Below are 22,572 nucleotides of genomic sequence, written 5' to 3' on the forward strand. Positions count from 1 at the left end.
GCTAGGTGTGCGCCAGCACGCTTTCAAGAGCGCCTCGCAAATACATAATCGCGACCATTCCCTCTCCCGGTGTCTTGTGTAGAATCCTACCGATGCCGAAATCAGGCACGACCGCTGAGCCTTGAATCCTTCTGAACTCTTTACTGAATACTTTACTGAACCCTTGGGGTCGTGATCCCGACCAATGACAGCGCGGAAAAGGCCTTTTCCCGCCAATCTTTTCCGCCTTGGAGGAAATATGAGCGGTTTCGACATTTTCGCGATTGTTCTGGTCTTGCTCGTCATCGTCACGCTGGTGGCCGGCGTGAAGACGGTGCCGCAGGGCTATGACTGGACCATCGAGCGGTTCGGCAAATACACCCAGACGCTGAGCCCCGGGCTCAATCTGATCGTGCCCTATTTCGATCGCGTCGGACGCAAGATCAACATGATGGAGCAGGTGATCGACATTCCCGAGCAGGAGGTGATCACCAAGGACAACGCCACCGTGACGGTCGACGGCGTCGCCTTCTTTCAGGTGTTCGATGCCGCCAAGGCGAGCTACGAGGTCTCTAACCTGACCCAAGCCGTCACCGTGCTGACCATGACCAACATCCGTTCGGTGATGGGCTCGATGGATCTCGACCAGGTGTTGTCGCACCGCGACGAAATCAACGAGCGCCTGCTGCGTGTAGTCGATGCCGCCGTCTCGCCCTGGGGCCTCAAGGTCAATCGTATCGAGATCAAGGACATTGTGCCGCCGGCGGACCTCGTCGAAGCCATGGGCCGACAGATGAAGGCCGAGCGCGTCAAACGCGCCGACATCCTTCAGGCCGAAGGTGCACGCCAGTCCGAGATCCTGCGCGCAGAGGGTGCCAAGCAGGGCCAGATCCTCCAGGCGGAAGGTCGCCGCGAGGCCGCCTTCCGCGACGCCGAAGCACGCGAGCGGTCGGCGGAAGCTGAGGCCAAGGCGACGCAGATGGTCAGTGAAGCCATTGCCAAGGGCGACGTCGCGGCGCTGAACTACTTTATCGCCGACAAATATATCAAGGCGTTCGGGCAGTTTGCGGACTCGCCGAACCAGAAGATCATCATGCTGCCGATCGAGGCCACCAGCATGCTCGGCTCGCTCGCCGGCATCGGCGAGATCGCCAAGGCGACGTTCGGCGAGAGTGCTGCATCCGCCGCTGCCGCCGCTCGTCGCGGTTCGGTGCCGACGACTGGGAGCACGCCCCCGGCGGTGCCGCCGCGGCAGGGGTAAAGCGCATGCCCCGGAAAAGTGGACACCGGTTTTCCGACAAGGGCATGCGCCATTTCAAAGAGGTCGTGTCATGACCGACATGTTCGTATCGCTCGGCACCTGGAACTGGCTGATCTTCGGCTTCATCCTGATGGCGCTGGAGGTGCTGGCGCCGGGAGTCTTCCTGTTCTGGCTCGGGCTCGCCGCGCTGCTGGTCGGGCTGATCTCGTTCGGAGTGGCGATATCCTGGCAGATCCAGCTCGTGATGTTCGCGATCTTCGCCGCCGCCGCCGTGCCGGTTTGGCGTCGGCTCGCCCGGCCGAAGCCGGATGCAATTGCCGCCAGCCCCTTCCTCAACAAGCGCGCGGATGCGCTGCTCGGCCGCGAGTTCACGCTGGAGAAGCCGATCGTCGACGGCAACGGCACCCTGCGCATCGGCGACACCGTCTGGCGCGTCGCAGGTCCCGATACGCCGGCGGGCACGCGTGTGAAGGTGGTGCAAGTGGACGGCGCGAATCTGACGGTGGCGGCGGCTTAGTCCACCGTCATTGCGAGCGCAGCGAAGCAATCCAGACTGCTGCCGGTGGAAAGATTCTGGATTGCTTCGCTTCGCTCGCAATGACGAGCTAGTCGGGACGGCATCGCCAGACTTACGCGCCGCTCTTGCTGCGCCACCGCTCCGCAAACCTATGCAGCGGCATGAACGTCTCGCACAAGTCCCGCCCGAGCGCCGTCAGCGCGTAACCGCCGGCTTCGCCGAGCTCCACGAACCCGGCCTCGCGCAAATCGTCCAGCCGCGCCTGCAGCACCGTCGGCGAGGCCTCGTCGCAGGCGGTGCGCAATGCGCGCGAGGTGAGGGGGGCGTCGCGCAGCTCCCACAGGATTCGCAGGCTCCAGCGTCGTCCGAGGAGGTCGAGCAGCACCATGATCGGCCGCCCGCTGCGCGGGCCACGGACGCCGCGCGATCTCGAAGTGGTCTGTTTCGCCATCGTCGCCCCCTTGCGCGGTGCTACAAATAGTGTAGCTTCATGCTACGTTAAATGTAGCAAGAGAGGCGGCCAATGTCCCCGGTCACAGCGCGCATTGCCCCGCTCACCCCGCCTTATCCCCCGGAGATCCAGGCCCAGTTCGACCGCATCATGCGCGGCGCGCCGCCACTGCTGCTGTTCCGGGTCATGGCGGGCCACACCCGCGCCTGGGACAAGTTTCGCGCCGGCGGCTTGCTCGATCCCGGACCGCTGTCGCTGCGCCAGCGCGAGATCGTGATCGACCGCACCTGCGCGCTGAACAAATGCGAATATGAATGGGGCGTGCATGTCGCGGTCTTTGCCGGGCCGGCGAAACTCACCGAGGAGGAAGTGCGCGCCACCGTGCAGGGTGATGCGGCGTCGTCGTGCTGGTCCCCGGCCGAGCAGACGCTGATCGCCGCCGTCGACGCGCTGCATCACAGCGCGACGTTTGACGACGCTGAGTTCGCTGCGCTGTCGGCGCATTACGACGAGGCGCAGATCCTGGAGATCATGCTGCTGTGCGGCTTCTACCGCACGGTCTCGTATCTGGCGAACGGACTGCGGTTGCCGCTGGAGGAGACGGCGGCAAGATTTCCTGCGCCGCTCTAGCCGCCGTCGTTGCGAGCGTAGCGAAGCAATCCAGAGTCTTTCCGCGGTGGCACTCTGGATGTTTCGCTGCGCTCGCAATGACGGTGAGTGGCTCCCTACGCCACGCCTGCCCGCAGCAGATCGTGCAGGTGCACGATGCCCACCACCTTGTCCGCCTCGGTCACGACCAGCGTCGTGATCTTGCGGGTGTTGAGCACCTCGATCATCTCGGTGGCCAGCATCGAGGGCGGTACGGTTTTCGGCTGCCTGGTCATGACGTCGTCGACCGACGCCGTCAGCAGGTCGGGCCGCATGTGGCGGCGCAGATCGCCGTCGGTGATGATGCCGAGAGCCTCGTTCGCCTCGTTGACGATGCAGACGCACCCCAAACCCTTGGCGGACATCTCCATCACCGCGTCCGACATCTTGGTGCCGAGCGGCTTGACCGGGATTTCCGCACCGGTGCGCATGTAGTCGCGGACGAATTTCAGCATCGCCCCTAACTTGCCGCCGGGGTGGAAATGCGCGAACTCCAGCGCGGTGAAGCCGCGGCCTTCGAGCAGCGCGATCGCAAGCGCATCGCCTATCGCGGCCTGCATCAGGGTCGAGGTGGTCGGCGCCAGATTGTGCGGGCAGGCCTCGCGCGCCTTCGGCAGCTCGATCACGACGTCGGCCGCTTGTCCCAGCGAGGATGCCGCGTTCGACGTCACCGCGATCATCGGGATTGCGAATCTTGCGGAATAGTTCACGAGAGTCTTCATCTCCGGCTGCTCGCCGGACCAGGACAGCGCCATGATGACGTCGTCGGTGGTAATCATGCCGAGGTCGCCATGGGCGGCTTCGGCGGTGTGCACGAAGAAGGCGGGCGTGCCGGTCGAGGCCAACGTTGCCGCGATCTTGCGGCCCATATGGCCCGACTTGCCGAGCCCGGTGACGATGACGCGGCCCTTCGCGTTGCGGATCAGATCGACCGCCTGGGCGAAGCTCGCGCCAAGCGGGCCGCGCAGGGCGGCGGCGAGCGCGTTGATACCGCCGCTCTCCGTTTCCAGCGTGCGGAGTGCGGATTCGACGCTGTCGGGAATGGGGCCGGATGATTGGGTCATCAGCGGTTTCGAACTCGGCATGTTCTGGTCCAGGAGGAGGGGCCTTCGCCCGTTGGCGCCTGCTTAACACGCCGCGGCCTTCGAGGCGACGAGCCCGACCCGACCCTCAACCGGTCGTTAACCATAATTGTTTTAACTCCATTAACGATAGTTCCCGCCGATCGGTGGGGACAATCGCGAAAGTGTTTGATTTCGTTGGAGTTCTTCCATCGTGGGGTCGTCTCCAGGCACGAGCCGGAGCAAACGCGCGCATTTCCTGCGCGCGGCTTTGCCGTGCTTTGCGCTGACGGTCCTCGGAAGCGCCCCCGTGGCCGCCCAGAGCCTCACCCCCGACCTGTTCAGTCCCAACCGCGGTGGCTTCGCTTCGCCCGACACGCTGCCGACGCGCCGCACCGCGGGCGTTCCGCAGGCACCGTCGGATGCGCTGCCGGCGCTGCCCGATCCCAACTCCGACTTTCGCAAGCGCCAGCAGACGCCGGCGCGCCCATGGCAGAACCCGACGAACCAAAACGCGACCAGCCAAGTCCCGACCTATGGCCTGCCGGCCGCCAACGGTGCGAGCAGCTCCGGCTACGACTCGCTGAACCGCAAGCGGCAGCAGCCGAAGTTCTATCCGGGTCAGCCCAAGCCGAAGCGCCCTGCTGGTCCCGGCTCGCGGGCGCCGACCACTACGCCGCCGCCATCCACGCTCGGTTCGCCGAAGATCGCGCCGCCCCCGTCCGCCTCCGCCAACAAGGCGCCCGTGCCGGCGGCGATGGCGGGCACCGTGCCCGGCCAGCCGCTACGCCGCCGCCTCAAGGCCGATGACGATGCGTTCGGCGCGGTCGGCGACTATGCCGGCAGTTTCCTGATCAAGGGCGGGCTCGAGCTCTCCACCGGTTACGACACCAATCCGGCGCGTCTGAACAAGCCGGTCGGCTCGCCGGCCTATGTGGTTGCACCCGATCTCCTCGTGGCGTCCGATTGGGAGCGCCACGCGCTGGTCGCGGATCTGCGCGGCTCGTTCTCGGGCTACACCAACAACATGCCGGCGACGATCGACGGCTTTGCCTCGCCTTCGCCGGTCGAGGTCGACCGCCCCGACTTCAACGGCCATGTCGACGGCCGCCTCGACGTCAATCGCGATCTCAAGCTGACCACGCAGCTGCGCCTGCGGCTCGCCACCGACAATCCCGGCAGCCCGAACGTGCAGGCCGGCCTGCAAAAATATCCTGTTTATGCCGCCTATGGCACGACCGTCGGCTTCGACCAGAGCTTCAACCGCTTCCAGATCGCGGCCGGCGCCACTGTCGATCGCACCGCCTACACCAACTCAAAACTGACCGACGGCTCGACCTTCAGCAACGACGATCGCGACTTCAACCAGTATGGCGGCGTCGGACGCTTCTCCTACGATCTCAAGCCGGGGCTGAAGCCATTCGTCGAGATCCAGGGCGACACCCGCGTCCATGACCTGGCCGCCGACCGCAACGGCTATTTCCGCGATTCGAACGGCGGCTACGCCAAGGTCGGCACGTCCTTCGAGTTCTCGCGGATCCTCATCGGCGAGGTCTCGGTCGGCTATTCCGCGCGCAACTATGTCGACCCGCGCCTGAGCCAGCTCGCGGGCTTCCTGACCTCGGGCTCGCTGATCTGGAGTGCAAGCGGCCTCACCACGGTGAAATTCGCCACCGACACCCAGATCGCCGAGACCACCGTCCCCGGCTCCTCCGGCGTGCTGGTGCACACCTACGGGGTCGAAGTCGATCACGATTTCCGCCGCTGGCTTACGGCAGTGGGCAAATTCACCTACGGCACCTACGACTATCAGGGCCAGAATCGTAACGACAAGACCTACTCGTTCGAAAGCAATCTGATCTACAAGCTCAACCGCAACATCTGGATCAAGGGCACGCTCCGCCACGACATCCTGGATTCGAACCAGCCGGGGTCAAGCTCGCAGGCGACGGTGGTGATGGTCGGGGTGAGGTTGCAGAATTAGAGGGGAGGCCCCGTGGCGGCTCGGATTACTTTGGACATCAACTCGGCTGGAGTATTCGAGCTATGGCTCAATCCCGAAGGCCGAGACCTTCTCGTCAAGGAACTGCTCGCCCTGAGCGAGACCAACGACCACTTTCACCTGATGCCCAGTGAAGTAGCCTCGGACGTCGAAGTTTCGGCGCGTCCCTATCGGCCGAACGACAAGCTTCTCGAATACGGTAAGGTGCTGTTCCGGCTTGACGAGTGGGACGCACAGCACTTTCCGCACGTCTTGGGCTAAGGCCCCGTCGCTCTCGCCATCTACTCCGCCGTCATGCCCCGCGAAGGCGGGGCATCCAGTACGCCGCGGCTTCTCGGTAAATCACAACTGTTTCGGAATACTGGATCGCCCGCTTTCGCGGGCGATGACACCGTTTGTAAATCTGACAGCGAGCCAAGCAACTACCGCGGCAGATCCGTCTTCCCCATCAGGAACGTATCGATCGACCGGGCACACAGCCGGCCCTCGCGGATGGCCCAGACCACCAGCGACTGGCCGCGGCGCATGTCGCCGGCGGTGAACACGTTGGGGCGTGAGGTCTGATAGTCCAGCGTGTTGGCCTTGACGTTGCCGCGGGGGTCGAGCTCGACCGAGAGCATCTTGAGCAGGCCCTCGTGCACGGGATGGACGAAGCCCATCGCGAGCAGGACGAGGTCGGCGTCGAGTTCGAACTCGGTGCCGGCGATCGGCTTGAACTTGTCGTCGACGCGCACGCAGTGCAGCTTCTTGACCTTGCCGTTCTCGCCGGTGAACTTCTGCGTCAGCACGGCGAATTCGCGGATCGCGCCTTCGGCCTGGCTGGAGGACGTCCGCATCTTCAGCGGCCAGTTCGGCCAGGTGAGGCCCTTGTTCTCGTGCTCCGGCGGGGCGGGCATGATCTCGAGCTGGGTCACGGAGAGCGCGCCCTGGCGCAGCGAGGTGCCGATGCAATCGGATCCGGTGTCGCCGCCGCCGATGACGACGACATGCTTGCCACCGGCCAAAATCTCCTGGACGCCGTTCAACGGTTCCTCCGACACGCGGCGGTTCTGTTGCGGCAGAAAGTCCATGGCATAGTGGATGCCGGCAAGGTCGCGGCCGGGAATCGGGAGGTCGCGCGGGGCTTCGGCGCCGCCGGTCAGCGCCACGGCATCGTACTCGTTGAGCATCTCGCGTGGGTCGACATTGCCGTCGGCGCCGACATGGCTGTTGTAATGGAAGGTGACGCCTTCGCCTTCCATCTGCGCGACGCGGCGGTCGATGATGCCCTTCTCCATCTTGAAGTCGGGGATGCCGTAGCGCAGCAGGCCGCCGGCCTTGGCGAACTTCTCGAACAGATGCACGTCGTGGCCGGCGCGCGCGAGCTGCTGCGCGCAGGCCATGCCGGCCGGACCGGAGCCGATCACCGCGACCTTCTTGCCGGTCTTATGGGCGGCGATTTCGGGCTTCAGCCAGCCATTGTCCCAGGCGCGATCGACGATCGCGCATTCGATGGTCTTGATGGTGACGGGGTTGTCGTCGATGTTGAGCGTGCAGGACGCCTCACACGGCGCCGGGCAGATGCGCCCCGTGAACTCCGGGAAATTGTTGGTCGAGTGCAGATTGCGCGAGGCTTCTTCCCAGTTGCCCTGATAGACGAGGTCGTTCCAGTCCGGGATCTGGTTGTTGACCGGGCAGCCGGGCGTGCCGGGCGAGACCGAGCCGGTGCCGTGGCAATAGGGAATGCCGCAATTCATGCAGCGCGCGGCCTGGTCGCGCGTTTCCTTCTCGGAGAGGGGAACGACGAACTCGTGGAAATGCTTCACGCGCTCGGCGACCGGGGTGTACTTGCGGTCATGCCGTTCGATTTCGAGAAAACCCGTGATCTTGCCCATTAAACCCGAAGTCCCTGCCGCTTAAATTCGTTGTGTTTCTCTCTCGTCGTCATTGCGAGGAGCGTGAGCTTCGAAGCAATCCAGTCTGCATCCGAGGAGAAAGTCTGGATTGCTTCGCTACGCTCGCAATGACGGGCGCTGATATTTCTTACGCCCCGATCGCGATTTTCGGCTCGGCGTCCGCGTTGGCGGCCATCTCGCGCAGCGCGCGCCGGTATTCGACCGGCATCACCTTGCGGAATTTTGGCAGCCAGTCCTTCCAGTTGGCCAGGATGTCGGCGGCGCGCCTGGAGCCTGTCGCCTTCGCATGGCGCGTGATCAGGACGTGCAGCCGCTCGACGTCGGAGGCGAGCAGGTCCTTGAACACGTCGACCCGGCCGTGCGCTTCGAGGTCACCGGAGTGGTGATAGGTGCCGGCGTTGATCAGCTCTTCCGACAGCACCGGCTCGAGCTCGACCATCGCCATGTTGCACAGCCTGTCGAAGTCGCCGGTCTCGTCCAGCACATAGGCGATGCCGCCGGACATGCCGGCCGCGAAGTTGCGTCCGGTCTTGCCGAGCACGACCACGATGCCGCCGGTCATGTATTCGCAGCAATGGTCGCCGGCGCCCTCGACCACCGCCACGGCGCCGGAATTGCGCACGGCAAAACGCTCGCCGGCGATGCCTCGGAAGTAGCACTCGCCTTGAATGGCGCCGTACATCACGGTGTTGCCGACGATGATGCTCTCTTCCGGCACGATGCCGCTGTTGGCCGGCGGCTTGACGATGATCTTGCCGCCCGAGAGGCCCTTGCCGACATAGTCGTTGGCTTCGCCTTCGAGCTCGAAGGTGACGCCTTGCGCCAGCCAGGCGCCGAAGGCCTGGCCGGCGGTGCCCTTGAGGCTGACATGGATGGTCTCATGCGGCAGGCCGGCATGGCCGTAGATCTTGGCGACCGCACCCGACAGCATCGCGCCCGCGGAGCGGTTGGTGCTGTTGATCTTGGCCTCGATCTTCACCGGCGCACCGCGGTCGAGCGCAGGCGTCGCCTGCTCGATCAGCGTGCGGTCGAGCACCGCTTCCAGATGATGGTTCTGGCGCTCGGAGTGATAGATCTTCTGGCCCTTCTCTTCCTTCTGCTTGACGAAGAGCTTGGAGAAATCGAGCCCCTTGGCCTTCCAGTGCGCGACCAGCTTGGTCTGGTCGAGCAGCTGCACCTGGCCGATCATCTCGTTGAAGCTGCGGAAGCCGAGCGAGGCCATGATCTCGCGGACCTCCTCGGCGACGAAGAAGAAGTAGTTGATCACATGCTCGGGCTGGCCGGTGAAGCGCTTGCGCAGGACGGGGTCCTGGGTCGCGACGCCGACCGGGCAGGTGTTGAGATGGCACTTGCGCATCATGATGCAGCCGGCCGCGATCAGGGGCGCGGTGGCGAAGCCGAACTCGTCGGCGCCGAGCAGCGCGCCGATCACGACGTCGCGGCCGGTGCGGAAACCGCCGTCGACCTGGACCACGATGCGGCTGCGCAGCCGCTCGCGCACCAGCGTCTGGTGGGTTTCGGCGAGGCCGATCTCCCACGGCGAGCCGGCGTGCTTGATCGAGGTCAGCGGCGAAGCGCCGGTGCCGCCCTCGAAGCCCGCGATGGTGACATGGTCGGCGCGCGCCTTGGCGACGCCCGCGGCTACGGTTCCGACGCCGATCTCCGAGACGAGCTTGACCGAGACCGCGCCGTCCGGGTTGACGTTCTTGAGGTCGTAGATGAGCTGCGCCAGATCCTCGATCGAGTAGATGTCGTGGTGCGGTGGCGGCGAGATCAGGCCGACGCCCGGCGTCGAATGCCGGACCTTTGCGATGGTGGCATCGACCTTGTGGCCGGGCAACTGGCCGCCTTCGCCGGGTTTTGCACCCTGCGCCATCTTGATCTGCATCATGTCGGAGTTGACGAGATACTCCGTGGTGACGCCGAAGCGGCCCGAGGCGACCTGCTTGATTGCCGAGCGCATGCTGTCACCGTTCGGCATCGGCTTGAAGCGGTCGGCTTCCTCGCCGCCTTCGCCGGTGTTCGACTTGCCGCCGATCCGGTTCATGGCGATCGCGAGCGTGGTGTGCGCCTCGCGCGAGATCGAGCCGAAGCTCATCGCGCCGGTGGCGAAACGCTTGACGATGTCCTTGGCCGGCTCGACCTGGTCGAGCGGTACCGGCTTGCGCTTCTCTTCGTCCGCATTCTTGATCCGGAACAGGCCGCGCAGCGTCAGGAGACGCTCCGACTGCTCGTTGAGGATCTTCGCGAAGGCGCGGTAGCGTTCCAGCGAATTGCCGCGCGCGGCGTGCTGGAGCAGCCCCACCGACTCGGCGGTCCATGCATGGTCCTCGCCGCGGCTGCGATAGGCATATTCGCCGCCGACATCGAGCGAGGTCTTGTACACGAGCGCGTCGCCGAACGCGTCGGCATGACGGCGCACCGCCTCTTCGGCGATCTCGCCAAGACCGACGCCCTCGACGCGGGTGTGCGTGCCCGCGAAGAATTTTCCGACGAATTCCGCCTTCAGGCCAATGGCGTCAAAGATCTGCGCGCCGCAATAGGACTGGTAGGTCGAGATGCCCATCTTGGACATCACCTTGAGCAGGCCCTTGCCGATCGACTTGATGTAGCGCTTGACGATCTCGTAGTCGTCGAGCGAGCCGGGCAGGCGGTCCTTCATCGCGATGATGGTCTCGAACGCCAGATACGGATTGATCGCTTCCGCGCCGTAGCCGGCGAGACAGGCGAAGTGATGCACTTCGCGCGGCTCGCCGGATTCGACGACGAGGCCGACCGAAGTGCGCAATCCGGTGCGGATCAGATGATGATGCACGGCGGCGCAGGCCAGCAGCGACGGGATCGGAACCCGGTCGGTGCCGACCATGCGGTCGGACAGGATGATGATGTTGACGCCCTCGCGCACCGCGCTCTCGGCGCGCGCGCAGAGCTCGTCCAGCACCTGGTCCATGCCGGCCGCGCCGAGGCCGGCGTGGAAGGTGGTGTCCAGCGTGCGCGACTTGAAGTGCGACTCGGCGACCTCGGAGATTGAGCGGATCTTTTCGAGGTCCGCGTCGGTCAGGATCGGCTGGCGCGCTTCGAGGCGCTTGGTAGTGGCTAGGCCTTGCAGGTCGAACAGGTTCGGCCGCGGTCCGATGATGGAGACGAGGCTCATCACCAGCTCCTCGCGGATCGGATCGATCGGCGGATTGGTGACCTGCGCAAAGTTCTGCTTGAAGTAGGTGAACAGCGGCTTGGCCTTGGCCGACAGCGCCGAGATCGGCGTGTCGTTGCCCATCGAGCCTGCGGCTTCCTCGCCGGTGGAGGCCATCGGCGTCATCAGGATGGTGATGTCTTCCTGGCTGTAGCCGAACGCCTGCTGGCGATCGAGCAGCGACAGGTTGGAGCGCACGCCGGTGGTCGGCACCTTCGGCAGCTCTTCCAGCACGATCTGGGTCCGCTCCAGCCACTCCGTGTAGGGATGGCTCCTTGCGAGCTCGGCCTTGATCTCGTCGTCGGGGATGAGGCGGCCCTGCTCGAGGTCGACCAGCAGCATCTTGCCGGGCTGCAAGCGCCACTTGGTGATGATCTGGTCCTCGGGAATCGTCAGCACGCCCATCTCGGACGCCATCACGATGCGGTCGTCCTTGGTGACGAGATAGCGCGCCGGCCGAAGGCCGTTGCGGTCCAGCGTGGCACCGATCTGGCGGCCGTCGGTGAAGGCGATCGCGGCGGGGCCGTCCCACGGCTCCATCAGGGCTGCATGATATTCGTAGAAGGCGCGGCGCTTCTCATCCATCAAGGGATTGCCGGCCCACGCCTCCGGAATCATCATCATGACGGCGTGCGGCAGCGAGTAGCCGCCCTGCACCAGGAATTCGAGTGCGTTGTCGAAGCAGGCGGTGTCCGACTGGCCTTCGTAGGAGATCGGCCAGAGCCGGTTGATGTCCTTGCCGTACAGCTCGGAGCTCACCGAGGCCTGGCGCGCCGCCATCCAGTTGACGTTGCCGCGCAGCGTGTTGATCTCGCCATTATGCGCGATCATGCGGTAGGGATGCGCCAGCGACCACGCCGGGAAGGTGTTGGTCGAGAAACGCTGGTGCACGAGCGCCAGCGCGCTCTCGAAATCCTTCTCGTGCAAATCGGGATAGTACTTGCCGAGCTGGTCGGCGAGGAACATGCCCTTGTAGATCACGGTGCGGCAGGACATCGAGCACGGATAGTAGCCGGCGAGGCCGCGGTCGCGGCGCTGATAGATCGCTTGCGAGATCGACTTGCGCAGGATGTAAAGCCGGCGCTCGAAATCGTCCTCGGTCTTGGCGGTGCCGTTGCGGCCAATGAACACCTGCATGCAGGCGGGCTCGGTCGGCTTTACGGTGACGCCGAGCGAGGAATTGTCGGTTGGCACGTCGCGCCAGCCGAGCAGCGTCAGGCCCTCTTCCTTGATCTGGTCGGCGATGATGCTCTTGATGACGTTGCGCCAGGCAGTGTCGCGCGGCATGAACAACGCGCCGATGGCGTATTCGCCCGGATTGGGCAGCACGAAGCCGAGCTCCTTCGCCTTGCGGCTGAAGAAAGCATGCGGGATCTGCACCAGAATGCCGGCGCCGTCACCGGCGCGCGGGTCGGCGCCGACGGCGCCGCGGTGCTCGAGGTTACAGAGGATGCTGAGCGCGTCCGCGACGATCTCGTGCGACTTCTGGCCCTTGATGTTGGCGATGAAGCCGACGCCGCAGGAATCTTTTTCCAGGCTCGGATCGTACAGGCCTACGGCCGGCGGCCGTGAATTGTGTTCCTGAATCGGATCGGTCGTTTTCGAGGCGACCGTCGCCGACAGTTGTTCTGCCACGATGTTTCCGCGCTCGACTTGCGACCCGTTCATGTTCTCGTCCTCTCCATGCGGCAAGCTGCCTCACCGCCATCTTCGGCGCACCTTGGGCGTCCCGCGGCACCCGCTTCTGGGTCACCGCTCGTCCGCTCGCGAGCCGCATTTTCTTAAATTCAGGCCAAGGCGTTCTTCGTCCCCGAGAACGGCTTTGCCTGTTGCCTTCTTGGCGCTCGAAAGCACCGACTTTCGTTGCAATCCCTATGCCGGAACCGCAAGCAAAATTGAGACAGTCTTCCTGTCCTAACCATCACCTTGCCAAATTTTTGTCTATCACACAAGCGCGCGCAAGTCCCGATTCCCCACATGTCAATCAATCGCTTTCCAAAAGTTGCGCGGCCCCGGTTTTGAAGCAAACGCGCCCTGATCCGGCCCTGCCGACGCCGGAATCCCCAATGAAGCTTCGGATCAACCCTTTGGAAGACCCGCCACGCCGCAAGAAGCAAAAGAGCGCGATCCATCCGGGGGCCTGACAGGAGCGTCTCGACCATGAAGTTTTTCACAGGATGTGTGGCCGCCGCCACGCTGGCGCTGGCCGCGACCGCGGCTCAAGCGCAGGTTCCAGCGCGAGGGGCGATGATCGCGGTCTCGGATTTCGACGCCCCCTATGCGCCGTCGGAGGCCGCGCCGCCGCCGCGCTACGGCTATGGCTACGAAGAACGCGGGCCGGCCCCGGTGCTGCTGCCATCGACCGAGGTCTACGCGGTGCTGCGCGAGAACGGCTTCTCTCCACTGGGCATCCCGCGCCTGCGCGGCGGCGTCTACACCATCGCGGTGATTGACCGCCGGGGGGAGGACGGCCGGCTCGTGATCGATGCCCGCGACGGAAGGATTTTGCGCTTCATGCCGGCTGCCGACGCCTACGGCATGGCACCCGGCTACGAGCAGCCTGCGGTTGCACCTTACCGCCCGCAAAGCGCGCTGCCGCCGCCGACCATGGTCCGCAGTGGTCCGCCCCGCCCTCCGGCCCCGATCCCGCATGTCGCCAGCCGTTCCGTGCCGCTGCCCAAGGCGGCTCCGCCGCGCGAGGCCCCGGGCGTCCCCGCCAAGCCGGCCGAGCCTGCGACGCCGCAGGCCCAGGTGCCGCAGGCACAACCTGTGACGCAGACCGCGGCCGCCGTGCCGTCCAAGCCCGCTGAGGTCGCACCGCAAGCCGCCGCGCCAACCGTAGGTCAGGTCAAGCCTGCCGCGACTATCCTGCCTACGCAGGAGATGCCGGCGGCACAGGGGCTGGACTAAGCGCGGGCGTTTGAGGCGATGGCCCGCATCACCCCAACGGTGTCGTCCTGGCGAAGGCCAGGACCCATACCGCGAGGTGCATCATATGAGTGACGCGGGAGTACCGAACTCCGAATCTTCGCCAAACTCCTCCCTGTGGTGATGGGTCCTGGCCTTCGCCAAGACGAGGTTGGGGAGAGAGTTAGCGCAAACAGAAGGCGTCTCAGCACTCAGGCGCCTTCTGAACCATGACGAGCGCGGCTCAGCTCCGGCCATACCCCGCCGCTTCCAGGATCAAATTCGCCACCTCCTTCGGATGCGACACCAGCGACAGATGGCCGGCGTCGAGCTCGATCGTGGTTGCGTTCATGCGCTTGGCGAGGAAGCGTTCGAGATCGGGATTGATGGTGTAGTCGTTCTTCGACACCGCGTACCAGCTCGGCTTGGAATGCCATGCCGCCTCCGTGGTGCGACCGGCGAAGATCGAGGCGGCCGTCGGCCATTGCACGGCGTAGAGCTCCTTGGCCTGCTCCGGCTTAACGCCATTGGCGAAGTACTTCAGGAAGGCGTCTTCTGACAGCTTGGTGTAGCCGTCGCGCTCGACGACGCCGGCGCGTGCCGGTCCCGCCGGAAACTGCTTCGACAGCGCGACAAAATCCTCGTTGGCATCGGGCGCACGGGCGGCGACATAGACGAGGCCGGTGACCTTCGGGTCGGTGCCGACCTGGCTGATCACGGTGCCGCCCCAGGAATGCGCGACCAGCACGGTCGGACCATCCTGTTCGGCCAGCACGCGCTTGGTCGCCTCGACGGAATCCGCAAGCGACGACAACGGATTTTGCACGGCAGTTACGTTGAGCCCTGCGGCCTGGAGGATCGGGATCACTTCCGACCAGCTTGAGCCGTCGGCCCAGGCGCCGTGCACCAGCACAACGTTCTTGGCCTTTACGGTCTGCGGCGTCTGCGCGTGAGCGAGGCTGAGAGGGGCCGCCAGCAGGCTCGCGGCGACGAAAAGGCTGCGCCAGAAAGTCATGATTGTTCTCCGTCTTGTTTTTGGGTTCGATATCCAAAAGACGATGCGCGGGGCGGCGGTGTTACGCCATTTCACCGCTCTGTGATGCGGCGCAACAGTCCAGCACGGCCGTTCAGCAATCGGTGACGTCCCGGCGACGACCGAGACCATCCTCTCTGGTAAGGTATGGCAGATCCGTCGTTCGGTATTTCTTCCGTGCACGATTGATCGATCTCGCGGCAGGATTCCCCGGCTCTCGCCGGGACGAGGAGAGCCCAACAAAAAAACGCCCCGGGGCACCGGGGCGTTTTCGCAACCTGGAAGCGGCCGACGTGATTTACGCGGCTACCGAGTTCTCGATCACCTGTGCGCCTTGCGCACCGGTGTTGATCGCGATGTGGCGGGGCTTCTTCGCTTCGGGAATCTCACGGACGAGGTCGACGTGAAGCAGCCCGTTCTCGAGCGAGGCGTTCTTCACCTGCACGAAGTCGGCAAGCTGGAAGGCGCGCTCGAAGGCACGCGCGGCGATGCCACGGTACAGCACTTCGGCCTTCGAGTTCTCGTTGGCGACTTTCTCGCCCTTAATCGTCAACGTGTTTTCCTTCGCGACGATGGAGAGCTCATCCTTGGCAAAGCCCGAAACCGCAACGGTGATGCGGTAGTCGTTCTCACCGGTACGCTCGATATTGTAGGGGGGATAACCGGGGCTGCCGTCCGAACCGGCCTGGTCGAGCAGGTTGAAGAGACGGTCGAAGCCGACGGTGGAACGGTAGAAGGGGGTCAGGTCGTAGGTACGCATGGTCAAGTCCTCCATTGAGCGACTGTTGAGTAACCCGCCCGCCAATCGGGCCGGGCTTTCGTCTGTGTGCAGCCTGATGTTCCGGTTCCGAAACACTGGTAGCGGCCTGCACCAAGGTGATATGGGTTCAGGGGAACGGCGTTCAAGAGGGCGGATACTCAGCCTTTTCGGCGCTCCCGCCCCTGATTTGCAGCTCTTCGTGCCCAAGCCCTCCCCATCATGACGCTGGTCTCGATACCGTCCAATCCCGTTCCCGAAGACGTCGTCAGCGGCACCATCAAGACCCCTGATGGCGTCGAGCTGCGCTTTGCGCGCTGGGCACCGCCGGCGAACCGCAAGGGCACGGTCTGCGTCTTCACCGGACGCAGCGAGCAGATCGAGAAGTATTTCGAGACCGTGCGCGACCTGCGCGACCGCGGTTTTGCGGTGGCGATGATCGACTGGCGCGGGCAGGGCCACTCCTCGCGCCGCCTGCGCGATCCGCGCAAGGGCTATGTCCGCGACTTCGCTGATTTCGAGATCGACGTCGAGACCTTCGTGCAGCAGGTGGTGCTGCCGGATTGCCCGCCGCCCTTCTTCGCGCTCGCCCACTCCATGGGCGGCACCGTGATGCTGCGGGTGGCGCATGCGGGCAAGCGCTGGTTCGACCGCATGGTGCTGTCTGCGCCGATGATCGACCTCCCCGGCCGCGCCACCTCGTTTCCGGCGCGGGCTCTGCTGAAGACGATGCGCGTGCTGGGGATGGGCGGCCGTTATGTCCCCGGCGGCAGCGACCAGATCACCGGGCTCAATCCCTTCATCAACAATCCGCTGACCAGCGACCCCGTGCGCTATGCGCGCAATGCCGCAATCCTGGAGGAGGATCCGACCCTCGGGCTCGCGTCACCGACGGTCGCCTGGGCCGATACCGCCTTCCGCGCGATGAACACCTTCAAGGGCAAAAACTACCCGTCCGAGATCCGTCAGCCGATCCTGATGCTGGCGGCCTCCAGCGACACCGTGGTCTCGATCGCGGCGATCGAGGAGTTCGCCTATCATTTGCGCGCAGGCTCCCATCTCGTGATCGCCGGTGCCAAGCACGAGATTCTCCAGGAGCAGGACCGCTACCGTTCCCAATTCTGGGCAGCCTTCGACGCCTTCGTGCCAGGCACGCCGCTGTTCAAGTGAGGGGAGGCGATGCTGCCCTGCGACCACACGCCGGCATGCCGGGACAAGCCCGGCCATGACGAGGAAGTAGCATCACCCACTACAGCGTCTTCAGATACTCGATCAGATCGTAGCGCTCGTTGTCGTCCTTGAACACGCGGCCGATGACACCGGGACGTTTTTCCTCGCCCGGCTTGCGCTCGAAGGAATGGCCGAGCACGCTGTTGCCCTGGATCGGATCCTTGTCCGACCCGGCCGAGAACTCGGTTTCACCCGTCTTGCACTTCTCGTTGGCGGTGACCGCAAAGCCGACGGTCACGGGATCATAGTCGCGGCGGCCCATGCAGAATTTTTGCGGGCGCTCGCTTGCAGGCTTCAGCAACCAGTAGAGAGAGGGCACCGAACCGTTGTGCAGATAGGGTGCCGTGGCCCAGACGCCGTTCAGCGGCCGTGCCCGATAGCGTGCTCCCCCCACCGGATTGAGGCAGTTCTTGCGCGCGAGATTCCACAATTTCGACCGCTCGGCGTCCGGAGTCTTCTCGTCGTCCATCCATTTGCGGGCGACGAGATCCACCACCGTCATCAACCCGAGCGCATAAACCATCTCGGTCGGCGAGCTTGCGGTCGAGACGTCGCATTGCCACCATTTCTGGAGGTCGGCCGTATTCACCTTCAGGAAGCCGGGCAGATCGACGATCCTGTTGCTGAGCACGAGCGACTGTTCGGGATCCGTCTTGATCTCGTCGAGGGGGATCGTCACCGCGTTCAGCACCTTGCTGTCGCCGCTCGGCTCCCAATGTCCCGACGACCAGAAAGCCGGGGTGTCGATCGCCGGCAGATGGCATCCGGAGCACATCTCGGCGTAGATCTTGCGGCCATTGTCGACCTTCTTTTGATCGAGCCTCCAATTGTCGCCAAGGATCTGCGAGGGCCATTTCGGCGCCAGCAGGCCGCCGAACTTCGGGCCGGTGGAGGGATCTGCCGTCTTGAACGGGTCTGGCCCCCTGAGCATGTCCTCGATCCAGCCGAGCGTGTTGATATGAACCGAGGAGCGCCACAGCCTGTCCTCCGGGTAGGCGTCGGACAGGTTGAGCAGCGCCGTCACGCCGAGGGCTTCGCCGGCGTTGCGGATCAGCGGCTGCTCGATCGAGGCGTCGTACTGGGCGAACTTGAACCAGGGCACGGTCCAGATCGGGGGATAGCTGACCGGCGCGTCCTGGGCGTGCAGGTTCTTCTCGAATCCCTTGATCCCGCTCAGCGCGAGATCCTGCGAAAAAACTTGATTGCCGATGCGATTGAGAGCGTCGAGGCGACCGAACCCTTCCTCGGTGTCCTGCTGCTGCCTGCCGTTCCAGGTCTTCTTGCCTTCGATCGTCTTTTGCTGGGTTTGCGCCCAGTCGATCAGGAAGTTGCCGATCGCGCTGAGCTTCTGCTTGAGCGCGGCGCGGTCAGCCTTGCTGGCATCGGGGCCGAGCACGCGATCGGCGAAGCGCTGGAAGCGGAACGGCACGTAAAGCGTGTAGGCGATCGACAGGCCGGTGGAGACCTCGAGCTTCTTCAGGTCGGTCATGGCCGGGCCGCCGTCGAAACGCACGTCCACGCCCTGGTAGTGGATCTGGCCGGTATGGCAGGCCGCGCAGGTCAGCCCGATCTTGTCCTCTTCGCGACGGCCGGTCGCGGGATCGACGACACCGGTCATCCGTGCGAAGCCGACCGGCAGGCCGTCGACGTTCTCCGCCGGCGTCCACCTGGTCGACCAGTCCGGCACCTGTGTCGTCTCGTAGACATTGGCATAGCCGAAGCGGCGCAGTGACGTCGCGTCAGTCTGGATCGACTGCGGGCTCGGGATGAACCCGAAGCGCTCGAGATAGGTGCCGTCCGTCATCATGCCCGGCGCCGAGAACAGATGCAGGCGCGGCTGCTCCAGGGCCATGAACCATTCATAGGGCACCGGGAAGGTCGCTGTGCCCTGGCTGGCATGGTGAAACCAGTGCCTGTCCTTCAGCGACCAATTCTGTTCGAGCCAAAAGGCCGCCTTCGTCTCCGGGACCGTGGGCAAGGGTGGCGGCAGGAGATTCACGAGAATTCCCTTTTGCGGCAGCATGGCGCGCACCTGGTCGGGAAATTCGGCGACCGCAACGAGCAAGGCGAGACCGAGGGCGAGCAGCAGGGCCGCAACCTTGAGGGCGCCCCGCACCACACGCTGGCAGGTGGACAGCACCGGCTGCGATACCAGCCGCTGGTTGATGCGAGCAGGGAATTGCCGCTCGTTGAACAGAGTGCGCACGTCGGCCACGCTGAGATAGCGGTCCTCACCCGCGCCCTTGCCCATGATCTTCAGGAGGATCGGCCACTCGAACTTCATCAGCAGGGGGTAGTACCAGCGCGCGGCGCTGCCGGCGCGCTTGAGGTTGTAGCGCATGAAGACGCCGATTTCCGAGGCGTTGAGACCGGGCTCAGAGCCGCCGCCGTTCGGATCCCGGTAGTCCCGGCCGAAGCTCGCAAACCGCGCAAGCTCGTCCTCATCGACCTTGCCGTCGACGCCGAGGACGCGCGAGCCGGCACCGCGCTTGTCGAGAGGGCCGCCACGCAACGCGTCGAGCTGTGCGCCCGAAAATATGCTCTTCAGGATGTGACCGAGCCCGTTGGCGATAAGCGCAACGCCGCGGACCTGGATGCGGGCCGAGACCTTCTTCAGCCCGGTCTCGCCGCTCGCATTCGCGATCGTTTGCGACAGCGTGCCGAGCGGAACGGTTCTGCCGTCAACAAACCCCTCGCCGACGAGGCCGCGGAGGAATGGACAGGGATTGTTCGGGGAGACCTGGATCGAAGGGTCTAAGGAGGGCTTCGGAGCGGAGTCATGCATGGCCCAAATCCTGAAAACGGCGAATCGTGAAATACAGACGCGGCGATAGAGCGCGGAAAGTCCTGACAAACCGACAACACGTTATACTACTTCAGCGTGTAGCCGAGTGTGGCTGAATTCACTGTCGTGTCAATAAAGGCGGAGGGGACATTGCCGCGTGGCCGCGGCTGGCTCTCAGGATTCGGCGACGCGTTTGACGTCGCTCGAAACCAGGGTCAGTTTGCCGAGCGGCACGCCCGCATTCAAGAGTCCGGCGCGGTAATGGGCGAGGTCCTCGGGCCGCTTCCAGTGGAAATTGCGCAAATGGCGGTCGACATTGAGAGTCGGGTAGTTAGCCATGAGCACGCGGGTCGCCTCGACCGCCTCGTCGCCGCGTCCCAATTGCGCCAGCGCCGCGGCGCGGATTGCCAGCGCCTGCAAATGGTTCGGGTTGATGTAGAGCTGTTCTCGAGCCCATGACAGAGTCGCGTCATATTGGCCCAGCAGATAATGGCTGAAGGCGTTCAGTGCGGCCCATTGGTAGCGCGGATCGCTGTTGTCGCGCTGTGCGGCCATCGAGAACAGCTCGATCGCCTCGCGGTGCTCGCCGATGACGAAATGGCAGATGCCGAGCACGCCGCGCGCGCCGTTGTCGTAGGGGTTGAGCGCGACGGCGCGCTTGGCGGCGTCCATCGCGGCCTCGTAATGCCCCTCCAGCGCGTGGGTCCAGGACAGGATCGAGAACGCAAATGACGAGCGCGGATCGAGCCGAACGCTGGTTTCGGCAAGCTTCATCGCCTCGGCCCACATCTCGCGCGTGCCCTTGACCCAGCCGAACTGGATGCTCTGGATCTGAATCGTGGCGAGATAGGCGTGCGCAATCGACAGCTTGGGCTCGAGCCTGAAGGCCTCCCGGAACAGGTCGACGGCGATGGCCAGGTCTTCCTTGGTTTGCCGATAATAGTGCGACAGTCCTTTGAGGAAGCGGTCCCAGGCGGTGACGTCGGTCGAGAGCCGCGCCGGCGCCGAGGCTTCGGCCCGGACGATCTCGGTGGCGATGGCGGCGGACAGGTTGGTGGTGATCTCGTCCTGCATCGCGAAGAGATCGCCGATGTCGCGGTCGTAGCGGCCAGTCCAGAGCTGCTCGCCGGTCTCCGGCGCGATCAGCTCTGCGGTCACGCGGATCTTGGCTCCGGCACGCCGCACCGAACCCTGGATCAGATAGGTGGCGTCGATCTCCCGCGCGATCAGGCGGGTGCTGGCGTTGTTGCCCTTGAACACGAACGTCGAGTTGCGGCTCAGCACGCGATAGAAGGATTGCAGCGACAGCGCGTGGATCAGATCCTCGGTCAGGCCGTCGGAGAAATACTCGTCCTGTGCGTCGCTGAGATTGGCGAAAGGGAGCACGCCGACGATCGCGGTGCGATACTGCTGCGAGAGGGCGGATGCCTCCCTCAGCGCGGGCGCAAGCGCCGGTGCACCTTCAGGCGTCCAGGTCCAGACCCCGATCGGATCCTTGATGTTCTTGAAGCGGTGGTTGCCGGCATCGACCAGCGGCACGGTGAGATGCTTGCTGGCCTCCTTGTAGGCCTTGGCCGAGATGGCGAAGCCGCCGGGGCTCGCCACGGCTTCGAGGCGGACGGCAATGTTGACATCGTCACCGAAGACCTCGTCCTCGTCGGCGATGACGTCACCCATATGGATCCCGAGGCGGAACTGCATGGCGCGATCGGCGGGCAGATGGTGATTGCGCTCCGCCATCAGGGTCTGCATCGCGATCGCGGCCTCGGTGGCGCCGACGATCGAGGGGAATTCCAGCAGGAAGCCGTCGCCGGTGTTTTTGACGACGCGGCCGCCGTGATTGAGGATGATGGGATGGATCGCGCTGCGATGGGCCTTGAAGGCGGCATGGGTGCCGGCCTCATCGGTGCCCATCATGCGCGAATAGCCGGCGACATCGGCGCAGACAATGGCAGCCAGACGTCTTTCCATATTCCGGAGCTCCAAGAGACTTGCAAGAGACTTGGAAGAGATCGAGGACCGGCCACGGCGTGGCAGTCGCCTCGAATCCCGCATTCAAAGAACCCGTTCCTTATAGAGCAGATGAGGCCGAGCGAAAGTATGATCCGCATTGCAAATTCGAGGTAAATCCTCGGCAATCCGGCAGTGGACGGGGACGAGCGAACGCACTAAGCCGACCTCTTGGGCTACGGTTGGGCGGCGGAGGCACGTCACACATGCTGGGCATTCACGAAATCTGGCTCTTCGTCCTGTCGGGCGTGCTGCTCAACATCACGCCGGGGCCTGATACGGTCTATGTGATCGGCCGCAGCATGCAGCTGGGCTGGCGAGGTGGCGCCGCGGCCGCGCTGGGCATCAGTTGCGGCTGCTTTTTCCATGTCGCGGGCGCGGCAATCGGCCTTTCGGCCCTGCTGATGGCCTCATCGACCGCGTTCTCGATCCTGAAGCTGGTCGGAGCGGCCTATCTCGTCGTGACCGGGCTTCAGATGCTGTGGTCGCGCCCGGTGCTGGCCTCGGCCATCGACGAGCCTGTGCAGAGCTCGCTGCGGCGGGTTTTCCTCCAGGGCGTCTTCACCAACGCGCTCAATCCCAAGGTCGCGCTGTTCTTCCTTGCCTTCCTGCCGCAATTCGTCGCAGCGGACTCGGCGCACAAGCCGCTCGCCTTCCTGATGCTGGGCCTGATCTTCATCTGCACGGGAACGCTGTGGTGCCTGGTGCTGGCGGCGTTCGCGGCAAGGGCCGCCCACCGCTTGCGGAGCTCCGAAGGCGCGGTCGCCTGGGTCAACCGTACCCTCGGCGGCCTCTTCATCTATCTCGGCATCCGCGTCGCCATGCTGGAGACGCGGTAACGTC

Annotated in this window: 16 protein-coding genes; 8 read left to right on the plus strand and 8 right to left on the minus strand. The window is 64.5% G+C overall.

Features of this window, described 5'->3' with window-relative positions:
- The first annotated feature begins 238 nt into the window (after nucleotides 1-238).
- Entirely contained in the window at nucleotides 239-1,240 is a 1,002-nt protein-coding gene (locus IVB54_RS04480; protein ID WP_007615156.1) for an SPFH domain-containing protein, read from the plus strand.
- Between the two features lie 70 nt (nucleotides 1,241-1,310).
- Nucleotides 1,311-1,757 (plus strand): NfeD family protein, encoded by a 447-nt coding sequence (locus IVB54_RS04485; protein WP_247777082.1) that lies wholly within the window; start codon nucleotides 1,311-1,313, stop codon nucleotides 1,755-1,757.
- A 112-nt stretch (nucleotides 1,758-1,869) separates the two neighbouring features.
- Here IVB54_RS04485 and IVB54_RS04490 read toward each other — a convergent pair whose 3' ends face one another.
- Nucleotides 1,870-2,208, minus strand: a complete 339-nt coding sequence (locus tag IVB54_RS04490; protein WP_204512442.1) for a helix-turn-helix domain-containing protein — start codon at nucleotides 2,206-2,208, stop codon at nucleotides 1,870-1,872.
- A 72-nt stretch (nucleotides 2,209-2,280) separates the two neighbouring features.
- Here IVB54_RS04490 and IVB54_RS04495 point away from each other — a divergent pair, with 72 nt between their 5' ends.
- On the plus strand, nucleotides 2,281-2,838 hold the full coding sequence (locus IVB54_RS04495) for a carboxymuconolactone decarboxylase family protein (RefSeq protein ID WP_018453330.1): 558 nt from the start codon (nucleotides 2,281-2,283) through the stop codon (nucleotides 2,836-2,838).
- A 95-nt stretch (nucleotides 2,839-2,933) separates the two neighbouring features.
- On the opposite strand, the gene IVB54_RS04500 is transcribed toward IVB54_RS04495, so the two are convergent.
- Nucleotides 2,934-3,941, minus strand: a complete 1,008-nt coding sequence (locus IVB54_RS04500; protein ID WP_166520846.1) for a KpsF/GutQ family sugar-phosphate isomerase — start codon at nucleotides 3,939-3,941, stop codon at nucleotides 2,934-2,936.
- 190 nt (nucleotides 3,942-4,131) lie between these two features.
- Between IVB54_RS04500 and IVB54_RS04505 the strand changes: the two genes are divergently transcribed.
- Together IVB54_RS04505 and IVB54_RS04510 are read left to right on the plus strand one after the other, a co-directional pair.
- On the plus strand, nucleotides 4,132-5,901 hold the full coding sequence (locus IVB54_RS04505; protein WP_247299314.1) for an outer membrane beta-barrel protein: 1,770 nt from the start codon (nucleotides 4,132-4,134) through the stop codon (nucleotides 5,899-5,901).
- A 12-nt stretch (nucleotides 5,902-5,913) separates the two neighbouring features.
- The gene (locus tag IVB54_RS04510) at nucleotides 5,914-6,180 is read left to right on the plus strand and encodes a hypothetical protein (RefSeq protein WP_018453333.1); all 267 of its coding nucleotides are present in this window, start codon (nucleotides 5,914-5,916) and stop codon (nucleotides 6,178-6,180) included.
- 161 nt (nucleotides 6,181-6,341) lie between these two features.
- Here IVB54_RS04510 and IVB54_RS04515 read toward each other — a convergent pair whose 3' ends face one another.
- Both IVB54_RS04515 and gltB read right to left on the minus strand, forming a co-directional pair.
- Nucleotides 6,342-7,793, minus strand: a complete 1,452-nt coding sequence (locus IVB54_RS04515; protein WP_018453334.1) for a glutamate synthase subunit beta — start codon at nucleotides 7,791-7,793, stop codon at nucleotides 6,342-6,344.
- Nucleotides 7,794-7,941: 148 nt separating this feature from the next.
- On the minus strand, nucleotides 7,942-12,675 hold the full coding sequence (gltB, locus tag IVB54_RS04520) for a glutamate synthase large subunit (protein WP_026232514.1): 4,734 nt from the start codon (nucleotides 12,673-12,675) through the stop codon (nucleotides 7,942-7,944).
- A gap of 492 nt (nucleotides 12,676-13,167) precedes the next feature.
- Between gltB and IVB54_RS04525 the strand changes: the two genes are divergently transcribed.
- Nucleotides 13,168-13,917, plus strand: a complete 750-nt coding sequence (locus IVB54_RS04525) for a hypothetical protein (RefSeq protein WP_018453336.1) — start codon at nucleotides 13,168-13,170, stop codon at nucleotides 13,915-13,917.
- A 241-nt stretch (nucleotides 13,918-14,158) separates the two neighbouring features.
- On the opposite strand, the gene IVB54_RS04530 is transcribed toward IVB54_RS04525, so the two are convergent.
- Both IVB54_RS04530 and IVB54_RS04535 read right to left on the minus strand, forming a co-directional pair.
- On the minus strand, nucleotides 14,159-14,929 hold the full coding sequence (locus IVB54_RS04530) for an alpha/beta hydrolase (protein WP_018453337.1): 771 nt from the start codon (nucleotides 14,927-14,929) through the stop codon (nucleotides 14,159-14,161).
- Between the two features lie 316 nt (nucleotides 14,930-15,245).
- Nucleotides 15,246-15,707, minus strand: coding sequence for an Hsp20 family protein (locus IVB54_RS04535; protein ID WP_026232515.1), 462 nt, complete (start codon nucleotides 15,705-15,707; stop codon nucleotides 15,246-15,248).
- Between the two features lie 219 nt (nucleotides 15,708-15,926).
- Between IVB54_RS04535 and IVB54_RS04540 the strand changes: the two genes are divergently transcribed.
- Entirely contained in the window at nucleotides 15,927-16,874 is a 948-nt protein-coding gene (locus IVB54_RS04540) for an alpha/beta hydrolase (protein ID WP_018453339.1), read from the plus strand.
- A gap of 79 nt (nucleotides 16,875-16,953) precedes the next feature.
- On the opposite strand, the gene IVB54_RS04545 is transcribed toward IVB54_RS04540, so the two are convergent.
- Both IVB54_RS04545 and IVB54_RS04550 read right to left on the minus strand, forming a co-directional pair.
- Complete coding sequence (locus IVB54_RS04545; protein WP_247777083.1) at nucleotides 16,954-19,719, minus strand: di-heme-cytochrome C peroxidase; 2,766 nt, start codon at nucleotides 19,717-19,719, stop codon at nucleotides 16,954-16,956.
- Between the two features lie 174 nt (nucleotides 19,720-19,893).
- Nucleotides 19,894-21,690 carry a tetratricopeptide repeat protein gene (locus IVB54_RS04550; RefSeq protein WP_247777084.1) on the minus strand — a complete coding sequence of 599 codons (1,797 nt, stop codon included), beginning with the start codon at nucleotides 21,688-21,690 and terminating at the stop codon, nucleotides 19,894-19,896.
- Between the two features lie 245 nt (nucleotides 21,691-21,935).
- On the opposite strand from IVB54_RS04550, the gene IVB54_RS04555 reads away from it, so the two are divergent.
- Entirely contained in the window at nucleotides 21,936-22,568 is a 633-nt protein-coding gene (locus tag IVB54_RS04555; protein ID WP_018453342.1) for a LysE family translocator, read from the plus strand.
- Nucleotides 22,569-22,572 lie beyond the last annotated feature (4 nt).

It is taken from the genome of Bradyrhizobium sp. CW1 (assembly GCF_023100665.1).
In the GTDB taxonomy this organism is placed as follows: Bacteria; Pseudomonadota; Alphaproteobacteria; order Rhizobiales; family Xanthobacteraceae; genus Bradyrhizobium; species Bradyrhizobium canariense_D.